This is a genomic window from Paenibacillus sp. p3-SID867, assembly GCF_025142895.1.
GTDB lineage: Bacteria > Bacillota > Bacilli > Paenibacillales > Paenibacillaceae > Paenibacillus_AQ.
The window spans coordinates 300849-318831 of sequence record NZ_JAMBDM010000009.1 but is presented as its reverse complement, the minus strand read 5'-3'; the positions used below and the strand labels follow the sequence as shown (position 1 = coordinate 318831).

Annotated in this window: 16 protein-coding genes; 12 read left to right on the top strand and 4 right to left on the bottom strand. The window is 47.4% G+C overall.

All coding sequences use genetic code 11. The features are described 5' to 3' along the window. The first annotated feature begins 2 nt into the window (after positions 1 to 2). Entirely contained in the window at positions 3 to 437 is a 435-nt protein-coding gene (locus tag M4D81_RS20200) for an SRPBCC family protein (RefSeq protein ID WP_260067838.1), read from the top strand. Positions 438 to 539: 102 nt separating this feature from the next. Here M4D81_RS20200 and M4D81_RS20195 read toward each other — a convergent pair whose 3' ends face one another. Continuing rightward, positions 540 to 713 carry a hypothetical protein gene (locus M4D81_RS20195; protein ID WP_201259355.1) on the bottom strand — a complete coding sequence of 58 codons (174 nt, stop codon included), beginning with the start codon at positions 711 to 713 and terminating at the stop codon, positions 540 to 542. An 85-nt stretch (positions 714 to 798) separates the two neighbouring features. Next, entirely contained in the window at positions 799 to 1392 is a 594-nt protein-coding gene (locus M4D81_RS20190) for a class I SAM-dependent methyltransferase (protein WP_260067877.1), read from the bottom strand. Positions 1393 to 1954: 562 nt separating this feature from the next. Here M4D81_RS20190 and M4D81_RS20185 point away from each other — a divergent pair. From M4D81_RS20185 to M4D81_RS20170, 4 genes are all read left to right on the top strand, one after another. Continuing rightward, positions 1955 to 7870 (top strand): S-layer homology domain-containing protein, encoded by a 5916-nt coding sequence (locus tag M4D81_RS20185; protein ID WP_260067837.1) that lies wholly within the window; start codon positions 1955 to 1957, stop codon positions 7868 to 7870. A 211-nt stretch (positions 7871 to 8081) separates the two neighbouring features. Continuing rightward, on the top strand, positions 8082 to 8738 hold the full coding sequence (gene lepB / locus M4D81_RS20180; protein WP_260067836.1) for a signal peptidase I: 657 nt from the start codon (positions 8082 to 8084) through the stop codon (positions 8736 to 8738). A 398-nt stretch (positions 8739 to 9136) separates the two neighbouring features. Continuing rightward, entirely contained in the window at positions 9137 to 9931 is a 795-nt protein-coding gene (locus tag M4D81_RS20175; RefSeq protein ID WP_260067835.1) for an SDR family oxidoreductase, read from the top strand. A 232-nt stretch (positions 9932 to 10163) separates the two neighbouring features. Next, on the top strand, positions 10164 to 10751 hold the full coding sequence (locus M4D81_RS20170) for a dihydrofolate reductase family protein (protein WP_260067834.1): 588 nt from the start codon (positions 10164 to 10166) through the stop codon (positions 10749 to 10751). On the opposite strand, the gene M4D81_RS20165 is transcribed toward M4D81_RS20170, so the two are convergent. Further along, positions 10729 to 11070 carry an MmcQ/YjbR family DNA-binding protein gene (locus M4D81_RS20165; protein ID WP_260067833.1) on the bottom strand — a complete coding sequence of 114 codons (342 nt, stop codon included), beginning with the start codon at positions 11068 to 11070 and terminating at the stop codon, positions 10729 to 10731. The two genes, M4D81_RS20170 and M4D81_RS20165, sit on opposite strands and share 23 nt — an antisense overlap. A gap of 321 nt (positions 11071 to 11391) precedes the next feature. Here M4D81_RS20165 and M4D81_RS20160 point away from each other — a divergent pair, with 321 nt between their 5' ends. The 5 genes from M4D81_RS20160 (at position 11392) to paiA (ending at position 15443) form a co-directional block, all read left to right on the top strand. After that, positions 11392 to 12075: a DUF6273 domain-containing protein gene (locus M4D81_RS20160; RefSeq protein WP_260067876.1), complete on the top strand. Its 684-nt coding sequence runs from the start codon at positions 11392 to 11394 to the stop codon at positions 12073 to 12075. Positions 12076 to 12197: 122 nt separating this feature from the next. Continuing rightward, positions 12198 to 13388: an NAD(P)/FAD-dependent oxidoreductase gene (locus M4D81_RS20155; protein ID WP_260067875.1), complete on the top strand. Its 1191-nt coding sequence runs from the start codon at positions 12198 to 12200 to the stop codon at positions 13386 to 13388. 45 nt (positions 13389 to 13433) lie between these two features. Next, on the top strand, positions 13434 to 14285 hold the full coding sequence (gene sigJ, locus M4D81_RS20150; RefSeq protein ID WP_260067832.1) for an RNA polymerase sigma factor SigJ: 852 nt from the start codon (positions 13434 to 13436) through the stop codon (positions 14283 to 14285). A gap of 156 nt (positions 14286 to 14441) precedes the next feature. After that, positions 14442 to 14894 (top strand): MarR family winged helix-turn-helix transcriptional regulator, encoded by a 453-nt coding sequence (locus tag M4D81_RS20145; RefSeq protein WP_071218932.1) that lies wholly within the window; start codon positions 14442 to 14444, stop codon positions 14892 to 14894. Positions 14895 to 14918: 24 nt separating this feature from the next. Then, positions 14919 to 15443, top strand: coding sequence for a spermidine/spermine N(1)-acetyltransferase (gene paiA, locus M4D81_RS20140; protein WP_260067831.1), 525 nt, complete (start codon positions 14919 to 14921; stop codon positions 15441 to 15443). Between the two features lie 147 nt (positions 15444 to 15590). On the opposite strand, the gene M4D81_RS20135 is transcribed toward paiA, so the two are convergent. Further along, positions 15591 to 16337 (bottom strand): EcsC family protein, encoded by a 747-nt coding sequence (locus tag M4D81_RS20135; RefSeq protein ID WP_260067830.1) that lies wholly within the window; start codon positions 16335 to 16337, stop codon positions 15591 to 15593. A gap of 244 nt (positions 16338 to 16581) precedes the next feature. Here M4D81_RS20135 and M4D81_RS20130 point away from each other — a divergent pair, with 244 nt between their 5' ends. Beyond that, a complete protein-coding gene (locus tag M4D81_RS20130; protein ID WP_071218935.1) occupies positions 16582 to 16836 on the top strand; it encodes a hypothetical protein in 255 nt (84 codons plus the stop codon). After that, complete coding sequence (gene dnaN / locus M4D81_RS20125) at positions 16833 to 17975, top strand: DNA polymerase III subunit beta (protein WP_311200686.1); 1143 nt, start codon at positions 16833 to 16835, stop codon at positions 17973 to 17975. The genes M4D81_RS20130 and dnaN overlap by 4 nt, the downstream gene beginning before the upstream one ends. The last annotated feature ends 8 nt before the right edge of the window (positions 17976 to 17983 follow it).

Sequence of the window (17983 nt, the reverse complement as noted above, 5' to 3'; positions counted from 1 at the left end):
TTATGAACGAACGATTTGTTAAACATGCCACCTTCGTCGTCGAACGGACTTATGCAGCTTCGCCTGCGAAGGTCTATCAAGCTTGGGCCGATACGGCTGCCAAAGCAAAGTGGTTTTCAAAACCCGATATTTTCGAGTTTCATGTCGGGGGACGCGAATATAGCAGCGGTGGCCCGCCAGAGGGGCCCGTCTTTACGTTTGACGCGTGCTACCAAGAGATTGTGCCGGAAGAGCGCATCGTCTACAGCTATACCCTGGATTCGGATGACAAACGTATCTCCGTTTCGCTCACAACGGTCGAGCTTATCCCGACCGAGGATGGCACAAAGCTGGTCTTCACGGAGCAGGGGGCATTCTTAGACGGGAATGATACGCCTGAAGTGCGTGAGCATGGGACGAATGAGATGCTTAATGCACTTGGAAAGACACTCGAATAGCGGCTTCCAGCATGTTAAACCCCACTGTTAAAAAAATCAGTGGGGTTTAACCACAACCTGGATAATAGAGGCTAGAGTGAAGAATTGTTAAATAGATATCTATTACTCTTTCCGACTTATAAACTCATTCGGAATATCTTCACCTTCCGGGTTATTGTTTTTAATTTGGCTAAGACGTCCATTGCGATACTCACCACCATGAACCTTGTTCTGGCGCTGACCATTATTATCCGTACGATCATGCTGATTATGATTATAGTTCTTGTTATTTGCCATTTCGCATACCACCCTTTTTTCTAAGATGTACAACATAGAATGTGTATTGAGATCAGATTTATGCAGATTGGCGGCTGCGAGGACTCTAATTTAGTTGCCTGGTTGGTTCCGCCGTGAAGTAAATCTCGTTATATACCATGCACTTTGTAAACTTCTTAAGTACCTCACATCGGTATTGCCCGTTTTGGAATAAATTTAGGTAGCTATTTTCGCTGCGGATATACTTTCCATCATCGTACCAGTTCATAAATCGATTGTTAAATCTTCTTTTCATGCAAAAATACGGCTCCATGACGATAACCTTGCCACCTGGTTTCAAAATGCGTTCAAACTCGACCAAATATGAATGAATCTGCTCATCTGATATATGGTGAAGAACAGCAACGACAAAGATATAGTCAATGGAGTTGTTTTCTATAGGGATCTGGCGTTCATCAAATATTTCAAATGTATGGTTAGGGTACAGTCTTTTGGCCAGACGAACCCGATCCATATTGGGCTCAATGCCAAGATACCGATCTGAATGACAAATAGAGCAGTTGGCTCCAGTACCCGACCCAAAATCAAGGATGAATTTATTCTCCAATTGGAAGTGCTTCTGAATATGGTCATGGATATATTTTTTGGTAATCCATTGGGGACGGACAAACCAGTGATACAGACGCGGAGACAGAGGCATTTCTAACAAGTCACCACCCTTTTTATATAGCACAAAGGTTAATCTGACTCATCGTCCCATTCCTTATACGTAGAAAAATTAACCGATTCCCATCGATAAAGACAAATAAACTATTTTTTATAAATAAAGCAGCCGGAGTTTGTCATCCGACTGCTTTATTAAGTTCACTCTTCAAGAAAATTATCGAATAGACCTGAGCATACGACTCCATGCATTTCCATTGAGCCTGCGTCTATATGCCATTCCAATCAGTGTAGCACCCACCCCAACAGCCAATAAAGATATGACGGTTTTCTGATTATTGATTTTGAAAGGGATCATCCGCTGCATTTCATTCACTCCTTCATCTGAAATATTTGTTCGAGCTCCGAACCATCGTATTATGGGTACGTTATGAACTCTTCATTCAGAAAAAGGATGGGTATAATGATGCTGCAATTTGTTTCCATGTATGATTAAACGTCCCCCTTACTTTCGTTTACGAAACATGCGATTTCGTTTGATATCCGCTTGACCTTTATGCTTTAGGATTTTAGAGGATAAAAGCATAAAGGAGGAGCACATGAAGCGAAAATGGATCGCCGGTTTATTATCCGGCATACTGATCGGCAGCAGCTTATTTGAGCTTGCACTTGCAAGCACCCCGGCCTATGCTGCCGCTTCGGGAGCGATGCCCGTATTTATCTCGGAAGTTTATCCCGATGACCGGTCGAATCAGCAAACAATCGAGGGCGCGGGCGGGGCCGATCTGTTCGAGTATGTTGAGCTTTACAATCATTCGGGAGCACCGATCTCGTTTAATGACGAGTTCAACATTCGTTACGACTATAATACGGGCGTGAAGACGTTGACGGTGACGGACACGGTCTACGGCAATCCGGATGGGGTGGTCATCCCGGCAGACAGCCCGGCTGTGCTCTGGGTGGAACGGATAAGCTCGTCCATAACCGGGGCGGCCGCCGCCCTGACCGAATCCGATTTTCGCCAGTATCACTCGGTTCCCGGCCATGTACCGGTATTCAAGCTTCGGGGGCAGGACGGCCTTAACAACACGGACCGCGGCTTATACATAACCCGAAAAGGCGATGACGCCACCGTGATCAGCGGCTTCTATTATACCGCCGAGGATGTCGGTGACGGCAAGAGCGTGCATCTTCAGCCGCCTGCCGGCGGTACAGGAATGATTCCTTACGCCCGGGAAGCTGCGCCTTCCGCCGGATTCATCGATCCGGGGCAGCTATCGCCGCCTGACAATCGCGTGCCTGATATCAGCCACACGCCGGTCGCTTCGGCCGATCGGACGCAGCCGCTGACCGTAAGCGCAAGTGTCTATGATACAGATGGAGATGCACTAAAGGTAAAGCTGTATTACAAAACGACCGTCAGCAGCCCCTACAGCATGATCGACATGGTTGGACGCGGCGGTGATCAATTTGATGCGGTCATTCCGGCCGATCAGTTGATCGGGGATAAGCTGCAGTATTATATCGAGGCAGCGGATGGGATTCAGCAGTCGAGATCCGTCGATTATGAAACGGCTTTAACCGGAGGAGCTGCCGGTGGGATCGTTCCGCGCATCCTGATTACTGAACTTCTGCCGAATCCGGCCGGGGATTACCGGTGGGGAAGCGGCAACCAGTACGAATACGTTGAAATCTACAATAACTCGAATCAGGTATTGGACCTTAAGGATTACACGCTCTGGTATCTGTACCCGAGTCAGACGGCACCTAAGAGTTGGATGATCCCGGATCATACTGCAATCGAGCCTTACAGCTCGGCCGTTATCTGGTTCGCGAAGGAAGCCGTGGCCAACGGCAAAGGATACACAACGACGTCCGACTTCAACCTGCACTTTAACAGCACACTGAACGATAACGACATTATTTTCTACGATAATTCGAAAGCTTCGGATTTCAATCTTCCAAATTCGCTGCATCGCGGGATTGCCTTATCCGCGCCGGGACAAGCCCATTCGTACATCGTACAGGCCTGGTATGATCCCAGCACGCCGGACAGCCCGGACAGGCTGGTCAACGACGTACGTAATGCAGTCGTTCGATATGCCTATCCGGATGCAGGGACGACGATGAGAAGATTGGATAACCGGATGTACGCGAATCCAGGCAGCATTGATCCGGGGCAGGTGCCGCCTGTAACAGGCGTCGACATGATAGCCCCGACGCTCGAGCATGAGCAGACCGCCTATAATTTGGGCAAGGGTCAGGCATATGCAGTTACCGTCACTAGCGACGAACCACTTGCTTCCGCCGAGGTGTTGATTGGAGCAGCCTCCGAGGAGCCAACGGCTTTTACGGATAAACACGCGCTGACGCTTGCGTCCCAGGATAATGGACGTTATGTCTACCAAGGCTCGATCACGCTGAATGAAATCGGAGCCTATCGTTATATCATCGATGCCGTCGACGGCAGTGGCAACCGCACGCGGGTCCCATATAACTCCAGAGGCGGGCTTTTGACAGTTAACGAAGAAAGCACGGGGACGGAGCTGCCGGATCCGGGGTTATCCTTAGCAAAAGGCAGCATGCTGAACGGGAAGGCATCTTTCTACGCTTACGGCTCCCGTGCCGAGGACGATATCGAAGTTCGCTTCGACGGCAATCCGCTGCCGCTTCGCAAGGCGCTGCCGGGCAAGGTAAACCTGGGCATGCAGACCCGGGGGATCGATCAGATTTATCAAGCGTCGGCAAGCGCACTCAATGCAAGCGGAGAGACGGAATTTTTCGGGCGCATACTGCCCAAATATATCGACGGCGCATGGTCGATGTTCGATATGGCTCCCGACCTCTTCGTGACCGGAACGACTGTTTCCGTCCATACCGGGAATGAGAATGCGCCGTATCAACTCAAAGATCACGACAAGGTATTCGGCAAGAACAATCATGACGATTTCGAAGTGATGAATCTCCATCTCGTGCTCCCGGACGGTTCGGTAGTCAAACCGGATAAGGTGCTGAACTACCTGGGCAATCTCGGACAGTCGTCCGTGAATTACCGGGAGGATACGTATTACGGTTTCGGCGATGCGGATTACGGCAGCAACCCAAACAAGCCGATGATCAGCGATTTCCATTTTCCGATTCCGCAGGACAAGTTCACGGCAAGATATGCAGAGCTCGACACCGCTTCCGTAAGGGATGGGGTGTATCCTCTAAGCATGTCAATGAACGGACAAGTCTTCCAGTCCATCGACGTGACTGTGGACAATACCGCTCCCGAGATTGAAGGAATATCGTATGGGGAAGGGCAGTTGTTGACCGACGCCATGCAGCTCAAAGGGCTGATCATGCTGGATGTGGTCGCATCGGACCGTTTAAGCGGTGTAACCGACATTACGGCGGAGCTTGATGGCGAGCCAATCTCACTTCCTTACGAAACGTCTTCCGCGCTGCTTGCACCGGGCGAGCATATTCTAAAAGTGACCGTACACGACGGAGCCGGCAATTCGGCGGACATCTCCCGTACCTTCATGATTGAAGAGGAGAAACCTCTTCTTCCTGGCGAAGTTTCTCCAGCCGATTTCGCGGAGAACACAGGGTTGAATCCGAGCCTGAGAGCGCGACTCAAAGATCCGAGCGGGGACTCGATGGACGTGCGCTTCCTGGAAGGGGATAAATACGATTTTGCCCGTGAAGACGGGATCGACGGCCATATCAACGTTGCAGACCGGGAGCCGCCGCTTGTACTGGCGCCGGACGGCGAAAAGGGAATCGGCAAGGAGGAGGCCGACAAAGTTGCTTACCCTGACGGGGAGTTTCTTCTTACGGATACGGATTCCGGCTTCCCATATCATCGATTCGAAGTCCAGCTGGACGAAGCATGGTCGGAACAGGATACGGTAGAGCTGCACTGGCAAGGACGTACGCTTCCTGGACGCATCGTGACGCTGTATGCATGGGATTATGAGACGGGCAAGTGGACCGCGCTGAAGTCGGCCACCGGTGACGAAGCCGAATCTGACATCACCCTGACAGCGGAAGTGGATCCTAAGCGTTACGTGCGAAACGGCAAAATCCAGGCCATGGCGCAGGATGAAGTGAAGAGCGCGAACGCGCCGTTCAACATTTTATGGTTTACGGACACGCAGTATTACGCGGAATCGTACCCGGACATTTTCGATAAGCTGGGCGATTGGATCGCGGAAGAATATAAAAAGGGCTTGTTCAGTTATGTGATCCATACCGGCGATATCGTGAATGTGGCCGACGACGAGAAGCAGTGGGTGGTAGCCGACCGCAACTTGAAGAAGCTGGATGAAGCGGGCGTACCGTATGGCGTCCTCGCGGGCAATCACGACGTCATCATTGACGGTGTGGATTACTCCTACTACGGTAAGTATGTCGGGGCCGACCGGTACAAGAACAATCCTTGGTATGGCGGCGAAATGGATAACAACCGCAATCATTACGACCTTGTGTCGTTTGGAGGTCATGACTTTATTTTCCTGTATATCGGCTTTGGACTAGAGGACACACCAGAGACGATCGCTTGGGCCAACGAGGCGCTGAAGAAGCATGCGGACCGCATCGCGATCGTCGGTATGCACGCTTATCTGGAGAGCAACGGCACCTTGTCCAATATGGCGCAGAGCGTTTATGACCAGGTCATCGCGCCGAATAAAAACGTGCAGCTGGTGCTAAGCGGACATTATCATGCTGCGAACCGGGTCGTGAAGACGGTGACGCATCCGGACGGATCGACAAGGCAGGTCATCGAAATGCTGGCGGACTATCAGGGAGGACCGAACGGAGGCAACGGGTATCTGCGCCTGCTGAAATTCGATCCATCCTCCGGTACGCTGGACGTGGATACGTATTCGCCTTACTTAGACGATTACAATTTCTTTGACGACGCCATCGAGGATTTTACCGAGCCGTTTGCGTTCAGGGACATTCAAAAACGGGTGGCAACCGATTATTTTGCGGTTAACGTGTACAAAGATACACTGATTGGCGAAGAAAAAGACGTGAAGTCCGGAGAAATCGCCTCTACCGTATGGAATGGACGAGAAGCCGGTGAGACGTATTACTGGTATATGGATATTACCGATGAATTCGGCGCTAAGCAGCTTAGCCCAATCTATCGATTTACGACCTCGAAGAAAACCTCTCCTCCGGGGGGCGGGAATGACGGAGGCGGAAACAATGGGGGCGGCGGCGACAACGGAAATAACGGCAACAATGGCAACAACGGGAACAACGGGAATAACGGAGGCGGCAGTAATCAACCGGGCCAAAGCAAGCCAGATGGAAGGCCGCCAACCACTGGATCTTCCAGTCCGGGAATGATTACGGCGAAAGTCGCCATCAATGGTCAGAGGGCTCAGGCAGCGATCAGCGAAGCAGAGCTCAGCGGTGCCTTCGACAGCGTCGCAGCAAACGCGGGCGGAATCAAGACCGTGACAATTCAACTGGACGAAAGCGCCCGGTCGTTCAACGGCGAAATCGTCATCCAGCTTCCGTCAGCTTACTTGAACCGCAATCACGCGCGGGAACGGATCGAGATCGTAACTCCGCAGGCAACCGTGAAGCTGCCATCCAATATGCTGAACCGTCTGCCGGAAGCAGGGGAGTTGACGAGCCTCGTAATTCGGCCGGGTAAGCGAAGCGGGCTTTCCGTGGAACAACTTAACGGAATCGGGAACAGACCGGTCGTCGAATTGCTGCTGCAAATCGATGGCAGGACGGTGGAATGGCCGGGAAGCGGCACCCCTGTAGAGGTATCGCTCCATTATGAAGCCAAGGCTGACGAACGAGCGGATCAGCTGGTCGTGTGGGAAGTCGATGCGATGGGCTCCCTATCTGCTGTGCTGAACGGATATTACGATGCCGAGCTTCGCACCTTGACTTTCGAGACGGACAAGCTTGGCACGTATGCAGTCGCATATAAGCAAGTATCCTATCGGGATGTAGAACCGGGCAGCTGGTATGCAGACGCCGTACATTTCCTCTCTGCCCGAGACATAGTTAAGGGGACAGGGGGAGGACAGTATCTCCCGCGGAAGGAGATCAGCCGGGCCGATTTTCTGGTCATGGCCATGAATACCTTCGGGATCATACCAGAGAATACGGATGGTGAAGGTAATTTTGCCGATGCGGGCAGCCGGTACTATACGCCGTATTTATCCGCAGCGAAGAAGCTGGGACTGGTCCATGGAACGGGAGATAACCGGTTCAGACCGGAGGACTCGATCACGCGTCAGGATATGGTCGTCATGCTCCATGCGATCATGGAATCGGCCGGTAGCGAGTTGCCGGGCGGAGATGATAACATCGAACGCTATACCGATGCGAAAGACGTATCCGGTTATGCGAAGGAAGCGATGGACTTCATGTTGGATGCCGAATTGATTCAAGGCACAGGTGGAGGCAAGTTGTCACCGAAGTCCGTTACCGATCGAGGGATGGCAGCAGAGCTGATGTACAACTACCTGGTCAAAAGCCGGGAAGCTTCTTAAGAATGAGAGTAAAGACGAGTTAGTATCATGTTAATGGATTAACGTAGTTAGAGCGGGAGGAGCCTCCCGCTCTTTTTGTTGCCGTTTGGTTGCGGTTGTGATTTCAGGCTGTTGCTTAACTAACTGTCAGATTAGTTCAATTAAGGTACAATACTTTAGGCACATCAACCATAAGATTTGGTATAAAGTAGAATGAGTCGAGGGGGGCGAAATGATGAAGGTGGTCAAAGTTGCTTTTGTATTTGTACTGTTGTTTGCTGGATGTAGTCCAAGTGACTCAAGGGAAATTATCTCCGATTCCATAACCACGCCAGCGATTCATACAGTAACCAATAATGAGTTGAATTCCCGGCATATCATCTATAATCACAACTATGACAATATGGATCGAGGAAATCATGATTTAGAAGGAGAGGTTGTGATTGATTTGCAGTATTATAATGAGCATGCGATTAGCCGAGGTGATATCGTATACTTCAAAAATTCTGAAACTAAAAAGAATCTTGGTGAGTACAGTATTTCTAGAGTAATCGGGCTACCTGGCGAGAAAGTAAAGATTGAAAAGGGACAAATCTTTATTAACGGAAAATTGCTTGATACTTTTTACGGAAGAGCACATCGACTGGGTTCTGATCTCGAAAGTTTGAAAAAAGCTTTAGAGCGTAATGACTTAGAAATGAACATCCGAAAAAACATTGAAAATAATGTGGATTATTTTCAACAATATAGTATGAAGGAAATCGAGATCCCCGATAGCAGCGTATATCTTGTAGGTGATGATTGGTTCCGCAGTAATGATAGCCGATTGTTCGGTCCATTATCCAAAGATAACATTGAGGGGAAACTGGTGGGTGTACTTGGTAGTTGAGGCATGTAGCCTTGCGCGCTTATAATCCGAATATCTCAATGTAATTTGAGCGGCAAATGAGGTTGAGTTCCCTTTAAAAAAATATCTTCCTTGACATGTTCTGGTTATATTTTGTAATCTGTTTTTGGAGATGAAGGAAAGGGGACTCGTATTCCAATGTGGACTTCCTTGTAATGGTTTGATTGTAGGTGATCGCGTGATTCGACCTTGGCTAATTGCCATAGGTTTGGTGAATCATGCCATCCTCAACCATTTCAAGGGATGCGAGAGACCGTTTATTTCACCCGCTGCGCGAATACTTGATGTATCCGCTTTTTTCGGTTAAGGCAGCGGAAGCAATTCATCTCCCATGATGAACGATTCTCTTGTCTTCTCTTAACCGTAGGAGGTATTTCATCATGAAGAGACTGCAAGGGAAAATTGCTATCGTCACTGGCGTAAGCCGTCCGGGGGGAATCGGAGCCGCGATATGCCGGACATTGGCTCGTGAAGGTGCCGATCTATTCTACACTCATCTATATGACTATGATAAAACAATATATCCAAATGATGCAGACAAGAGTTGGCCAAATTTATTTGCCGACGAACTTCGCCAGTTGGGCGTTCAAGCCGCACATATGAATTTGGACTTCGCCGATTCCGGTTCGGCTGTCAAACTGCTGCAAGAAGTCCGAACTACGATCGGGCTTCCGACAATCCTTGTCAATAATGCTACGTATAGCGTCGATGCCGATTTTCGTCAATTAAATGAAGCTCTTATCGATGCCCATTGTGCTGTAAACATTAGAGGGACTTTCATGCTATGTGCCGAATTCGCTCGTATGCTTGAGTCAGAGCAACGTGCACATAACGACGGGTTACCCGGCGGAAGAATCATTAATCTTACCTCTGGACAAGGAAAAGGCCCAATGCCCGGTAATCTCATCTATGCTGCAACGAAAGGAGCCATCTCCGTTTTTACCGAATCATTGGCTGCAGAGCTGGCTCCGCTTCATATCACTGTGAACGCTATCGATCCCGGTCCTACCGATTCGGGCTGGATGTCCGAAGAGGTGAAAACAGCCCTGCTTCCGAGATTTCCGATGGGGAGGATCGGTCTTCCCGAAGATGCGGCCCGTCTGATCGCTTTTCTAGCAAGTGAAGATTCAGAGTGGATTACCGGACAAATTATTCATTCCAGAGGCGGTTTCTAAAGTGGATTTCTTTTACCGTCTAGCATTGTAACGTACGAGTTACGAGTTCTCATTGTATTATCAGAGAAACATAGTTTAATCAGACAGAAGAAGGCAGCCGATCATTGTGATCGGTTGTCTTTTTTAAGCTAACGGGCGGCATGGACTGATAAAATACTTTTATGAAATAAGACATAAGATGACATAATTATAATTTACAATGAGTGATATATCCCGAAAGGAGCTGCAAATCGTGAAACGTAAAATCATTTTAGATTTAGCCGTTACGTTGGATGGTTTTATTGAAGGGAAGAATGGGGAAGTAGATTGGTGCATTATGGACGCTGAGATGGGGTTTGCGGATTTTTTAAATCAAATCGATACGATTATGTATGGAAGAAAAAGTTATGATTTATGGGGGCAGTTCACGCCGGATATGGATCCGTCGGATGCTGAGCAAGAATTATGGTCAAACTATCACAGTAAAGAAAAATATGTGTTCTCTAGGACGCAAACAAGGCGCGATCATAAAGCGACATACATCAATGATCATATCCTTGAAGAAGTACATGCATTAAAGAATAAGCCGGGTAAAGACATCTGGTTATATGGGGGAGCAAGCCTAATTACAACCTTTATTCAGTTAGGGCTGGTTGATGAATTCAGATTATCGGTTCACCCTGTCATCTTGGGAGAAGGAAAACCGTTGTTTATGGATATCAAGCAAAGGTTGAATTTAAAGATGGTGAATACAAAAACATTCTCCTCCGGGGTCGTGCAGCTCATTTATCATTTGGATAGGAATGCAGTTAACCATGTTAACCTCGAGAAGACGCCTTAGTTAAAACATAGCTCTGTCTGATCATTTCACGGATTTCTTCTTCAGGTACGGTGCCGTCAAGAATAATCGAATTCCAATGGTCTTTATTAAGATGAAAGGCCGGGACTACTGCAGTGTATGCCTGCCGTAAGAACTCCAGCATGCCGGATTCACACTTAACATTGATCCAGATATGATCCTCTTTTTCAAAAATCCACGCAAAAACTCTATTTGTATCTTTATGTCGAATCACGGTCCAATTCTTATCACGAAATGGTTGATCCTCATACGAATGGTCCAAACTCAAGCAGTAATCGATGGCTTCCTGTCTACTTCTCATCCCTAAATCCCCCAACCTATAACATATAAAAATGCCGTGAGTTTAACGGCATTTTTGTGCTCTCCTAATCAACAGCAAGCGTAGGACTATTTATAACATAACAAATATGATTGTCGGAGGACAAGCCGTAACTGAGGTGAAATTTCATGGGCATCAAACAAATTCAACGCACACAAGCCTTAGAAACAAACATTCAAGTACATTGCTAAGCTATTATAAATTGATATGGGAAGGATCAACGGTGTGCCGATTTTAACTTAGCACTTGCATCCATGGTTGTACAATCCAACTAGATACGTAAAGGAGGAGATCTTTTTGGGAATGGATTATCTTGCTTCCGCGCCGTTCCGAAGCGCAAAGCCCGGCGACATCATTACTTTCGGCACTTACCCGCAGTCTTCTGACGGTGCAGACAGATCCCCGATCCTGTGGAGGGTGCTGCAAAATTCAGGAAGAGAGCTGTTCCTGTTGAGCGAGTACATTTTAGACTGCAGGCGGTATCACGGCGAAAACGTGGATATGAAATGGCGTGATAGCGTGGATATTACGTGGCATGACTGTGATTTGCGCAAGTGGCTGAATAATGAATTCTACAACACCGCATTTAGTGCGACAGAAAAGGAATTCATAAAGACGACGCATTGTGCGGACAACGGAGAAGGCAGCCCGGATACGGAGGATAAAGTTTTTTTGCTTAGCGTTACGGAGATCAAGGAGTTATCTGAGATTCACGGAAAGGAGTTACGGCGCGCCGTTGGAACGGATTTTGCCAAATCGAAAAAAAACGATGGATGCAGCTTATATGTATACGATAAAGCAAATCAGGATAACTACATCATCAGAAACGGCGAAGAAGTCGGCTGTTCCTGGTGGTGGCTGCGAACGCAAGGAAACAAGCCCTCGCGTGCGTTTTTTATCGGTCCAAGCTGCAGTATTCGCAGCTATGCGAATGTAAGTCTCTCCCGTGACGGCGTGCGTCCCGCTTTAAAACTTACTCTGAAATAGAACGGGGCTTTTCCAGATTGGGGAGGCGCTCTAACCCGGCTCTTAAAGAATCGCCGTCGGAAATGTCACAAATCAGCGCCCTATATTGTTTTATGTGCAAAATGCAAAGGAGCTGAGGAATGATGAACGACTTGACATGCATCATTATTGGAGGCGGCCATGCAGGGCTTTCAGCGCTTAAAGCGATAAAAGAAACAACCCGGAACATGACGAATGGACGTCGGATTCGGTTTGTTCTGCTTGACAAGCAGCCAGGTCATGTGCGCAAAATACTGTTGTTCCGTCCGGCCGTAGGTGAGGAAGAGATTATGATTCCTTGGACGCATTATAGTTTTTCAGAAGGAGTCGAATTCGTGCAAGGAACGGTTACGTCTGTGGATAGCGGGGGGAAGCAGATTCAATATAAGGATGCGCAAGGAGATGAGGCCTGGATTCGTTATGATCTTTTAGTCGTAGCGGTCGGCAGCGTCGTGCGGCGCCCTGATCCTGATCGGGGAGGCATTTCTTTAACCGATCAGCAAACCGCAGCAGTCATCCGGGAGCGCTGGCGCGCCAATCTACGGCAAGCTGTTCACGAGACAGATGTTAGGGAACGTAAGCGACTGATGAGCGTCGCAGTTGCGGGAGCGGGTATCAGTGGCATTGAGACATCGGCTGAGCTGGCGCTAGAGATGCAGGAGGAAGCAGCTTTACTTGGACTTCATTCGTCCGAAGTCTCTGTCTATTTAATGAATGCGCAGGAGCGGTTATTCCCAGAAGCACCCGAGAAAGTGGGACATAAGCTGGAATTGACGCTTAACAAATGCGGAGTGACCGTGCTTCATAATCGTAAGGCGCTAAGAGAAGAAGCAGGCGTGATGACGGTTAGCCATGGTGATCGTCTGCCGGTTGGCCTGTGTATATGGACGATTGGCCTGATTCCGAATCCGGACCTTCGCAGTATGGGCTTGCCGCTTACTCCGGACGGTCAAGTACTGGTGGATGGATCCTATCGCGTGCAAGGGGTAACGGGTGTATACAGCAACGGCGACTGTACGAGAATCGTCGATCCGAGAAACGACATCGCAGATCAAATGACGTGCAAAGAAGGCGGCCTGCAGGGAGAACGACTGGGGAAAATCGTTATGGCCGATTTGGAGGGACGCCCCGCTCCGGTTCACAAGAAGGTTCCCTTAGATTTTTTCTGCATTGGACTTGGGAAGAACCGCGGATTGGTGTGGGGACGCAAACGGGGGGTCAACCTGATTATAACTGGAAAACTTGAGTGGAAATTTAGGAATATTGCATGGAAAGCAGGCAGTAAACTTCTATAGAAAGAAGAGACCTAGCTTGCAGATAAGAGAAGGTGAGAAGCCGAAGTGGAAGAACTGTACGATCAATATAAAGCGCTCTTGTTCACGCTGGCCTATCAATTAACAGGTTCTGTGGCAGACGCGGAAGATGCGGTGCAGGACGTGTTTGTTAAGGCGCACGACGTACATCCCGAACGTTTGGAGGAGCCGAAGGCATATTTGTGCAGAATGGTAACCAACCACTGCCTTAATCAGCAAAAATCAGCACGGAAGAGACGCGAAATTTACGTTGGTCCCTGGCTCCCTGAACCGATTCGGACGCCTGAGGCGGATACCATCGAAACAACCGTTGTCCGCTTCGATCTGCTATCTTACGCCATGCTCGTACTGCTCGAGCGGCTGTCCCCGACAGAGCGGGCGGTTTTCGTTTTGCGTGAAGCGCTTGGCTTCGAATATGCCGAAATAGCCGATCTGATCGGGAAGCGAGAGGCGAATTGCCGCAAGATGATGAGCCGGGCAAGAAGCAAGATGGGGGTTTCCGATAAGGAGCCCGTAAAGAACGACGCAGATGAAAAGGAATGGATAAACCGTTTCCTCGTGTCCCTCGAGCAAGGGAATATCGATCATTTGTTGTCCCTGCTTACCGAAGACGTCATGTTCGTTGCCGACGGAGGCGGCAAAGCCCTGGCGTACAAGCGCCCAATTCAAACGCGCGATTACGTGGCCCGAGTCTTGCTCGACGGGTTCCAGAGCATACAGGGGAAACTTCACCTCGAACCCGTACCTCTTAACGGTGAGACCGGCTTCGTCATCCGTTCGGGGAACGAAATTTTGGCGGCGATATGCATACTACTCCGGCACGGAAAGCTGGCCAGAATGTATGCCGTGCGGAACCCGGATAAGCTTGCTCGGGTTTAGGTCGTCGAGTGCAGCTTCAATCTAATGACCATTTCGATGAATCAGGATATTTCATTGAAGTGGTCGTTTTTTTATTGCAAATACAACATTATTATATTAAAATAAACATGCGTTTTATTGCATTTACAACATAAATGAAAACGAGGGAGTCAATGGATGAAAGGAATTCTTCGTGAAATTGGAATGATCGCAAGGGCATTAGATTCGATAAGCAATATAGAATTTAAAGAATATGACCTGACGAAAGGACAGTATCTGTACCTTGTGCGAGTATGTGAAAACCCAGGAATCATTCAAGAGAAGTTAGCTGAGATGATAAAAGTAGATCGAACAACTGCGGCCCGGGCTATCAAAAAGCTTGAACTTCATGGCTTTATTGAAAAGAAAGAAGATCAACATAATAGAAAAATCAAAAAACTCTTTCCAACGGAGAAAGGGAAACATGTTTATCCTTTTATACAAAGAGAACATGATTACTCCAATACGGTTGCATTAGAGGGATTTTCCGAAAGTGAAGCAGAAGCCATGTTTAATCTGCTACAAAGAGTCAGAAAGAACGTTGAAAAAGACTGGGAGTTTGTAAAAAAGGGCAACAAGAGATTGTATTGAATTACTAAATGGAGGAGAAACCCATTGACTTTAAAAATAAGAAAATGCACGTTAGAGGACCTAGGATTACTTCAAGACATTAGTGTTGAGACGTTTTATGAGACATTTAAAGATCAAAATTCATCTGAAAATATGAAAGCCTATTTAGAAAGAGCATTTAACTTAAACCAATTAGAAAAAGAGATATGCAATAGCTCTTCGGAGTTCTATTTTATTTATTCTAATGGGGAGATCGCCGGGTATTTAAAGGTCAACACCCATGATGCCCAAACTGAAATCATGGGCAATGATTCGCTTGAAATCGAGAGGATATATATTAAGGGCATATATCAAAAGCATGGGCTTGGCAAGTTTCTGCTGAATAAAGCCGTGGAGATCGCGATGGAACGAAATAAAAAGAGTGTCTGGCTAGGCGTATGGGAACGAAATGAAAATGCCATTGCTTTTTATAAAAAAAGGGGGTTTGTTCAAACAGGAACCCATTCTTTCTATATGGGGGATGAAGAACAGAAGGACTTTATCATGACCAAAACATGCATAGAGCACTGAAAAGAATTTTAGCTAAAAACGGGTATTGGGCTCGTGATATCGGATGTGGGTTCAAGGCGAACCAAAAGGCAGCTAATCTGCGGATTAGCTGCCTTTGTTTTTGTTCATGCAACGTTCTTGGATGTGCATATGGCGATATAGAGAGGATTAACCCAAATCCACGAAACCATCGTGCAATCTGCGGAGGCGATAAGCGTTCATGGCGGATTCGCGCAGCTCCTCGAGAATGGTGTAATTGGCCCACGCGCCTGCGACAGCCCCGATCCCAGGAACCATCTGCAGCATCTTCCGAAAGTCCATGGCGTCGCGATACTCGATCTGAAATGTCTCCCAGTCCATATTCTGGGCGTAATCAGCGTCAGAGAGCCATTGTTCCTTTTCCATATGCCAATGTTTGATGGAATGGAGCAACCTCGCACGGTTTTCCTGCCCTGAAAAGGTCATTTGAAATACCTTGAGAATGAACACCCGTTCGGAGAAGTGTTTTGTGTCGTAACCGTAAACATGGGACAGCTCGAACAAAAATTTCATTTTGATCGCAATTAATGCTGGAAAATCCACCATGCTGAACATAATGCCGCCAGCACCCGTTCCAGCGCCTTCGGCAACCGCAACTTTCTGGTACAGGGCAAACAACTCTTTCGCTTCTTGATCGGCATTCTCCAATTCCAGAGTATGCTGAACCGGACGGTTAGGCGTATATTCCGCACCGAACAGCGATGTGCGCACGATCGATCGTATGGTTGTCGTAATGATGCTGTGCACCTTCGGGGGAATCAAATGATTGATTCGATTACCGATGGTTTTCGATGTCTTTTCCAGCCATCCCGGCGGTTTGAACATTTTATGTTCCCAGTCGGCAATTTCCCTCTGTACTTTATGTTCGTAATTCATGATCAATCGCTCCTCAAAAATACTTAGCTATATTCTAACGAATATCTCCGTGAATCGAAACAGACTGCGGAAGGGAGGGGACCTCGACTAAAGTCCAGTTTCACATTAGGCGATATTCGGTATCCAGCAGCTTGTTAGAAGACAACTTTTTGATATTTCTAATTGGCAGTAAATAGAAATCTGTGATAAAATATGAATATGCATAATTGATTTAAGTAACTTAATTCAATGGAGTGACTTGGCAGTGGAGGATGAACAATTCAAGATCGGTCTTTCTAAAAAAGACGGTCAGCTCGGCTTCGTCTTTGATCGTGGAGGGCCTCGCGAGGGGGCGGGAAGAAAGGGAATCGGCATAACCAAGAAGATATCCTTGACTCTGACAAAAGATATTTGGGAAGAAATTGATCGGGAGTGTGAAGAACGAGCGATCTCTCGGTCTTCATTCTTTAGAAATATTATGGAGTCCTATTACGCCGCCGCTAATAAGAAAGACAGGTGAATAAGTTGTTAGTGCACATATCAAGGGATTTACTTGCTAAGGCTGTTCAACATGTCTATAAAGCTGTATCGAGTAATAGTCCGGTATCTAGATTGTCCGGGCTATACATCCATGCCGGAAGAGAAGGGGTATTGTTTAGCGGCAGTAATACAAGTCTTATGGTTCAATATAAGGTTTGTATAACGGATAGTAAAGTTCTTATTCTTAATAAGGGAAGTATCGTCTGCCCAGGCAAGTATCTATTTGAGATCATTCGTAAATTAGAGGATGGGAAAGTGACCTTGGAGGTCAATGAGCACCTTGTGCTAAGCATTAGTTCTGAGAACACACGAGTTTGCCTGGGTGGAATGTCTCCTATTGAATACCCTTTCATCCGGCCACCATATTATCATCAATCAGCTAATTACATAAATGTATCGTGCAACTTATTCATATCTGTGATTAACCAGGTAGTAAGAGCAGCCTCAACATCTGAGGCAAAGCCGATACTGACGGGAGTATCCATGGAGATTCAAGGGAACCGGCTTAATTTGATTGCTACAGACGGGGTTATACGAATGGCTTCTCTATCAATCTGTATTGAGAACGAAGGAGGGGTCTCTGGAAGCGTTGTAATACCTGGTGAAAATTTAATGGAGATAGCCAAAATGCTGGCTGATGATGGCCTAACAAAGGTAACTATAGAGCTTAATCATCATGAGATCAGATTTATGACGCCGAATCTGCTTATTACATCGGTGTTAATCGAAGGTATGTACCCTTCAACCAGAAATCTTGTTCCTACTTCTCATGTTTCCGAGATTGTTCTTAACATTAAATCATTAAGACAAATGGTTGAGCGCGTATCTGTATTGGCTGACTATCACTTAGTTACGATGCATGTATCAGAAAACAAATTGGAGCTTACATCCAGTACGCCCGAAATTGGTGATGTAAGTGATGTGCTGCTTTTGGAAGATAAGATCGGAGACAATTTTAGCATTACGATTAATGTGAAATATCTCATAAGTACGTTACGGTGCATCGAGTCAGATAGTATCCGAGTACGGTTTGCTGGTCGAAAAAGCCCCATTGTATTGCTTCCAGCCTTGGAAGATAGAGCATGTCTGTTCTTGTTAACTCCTGTCATGACAAGATAAACGATGTA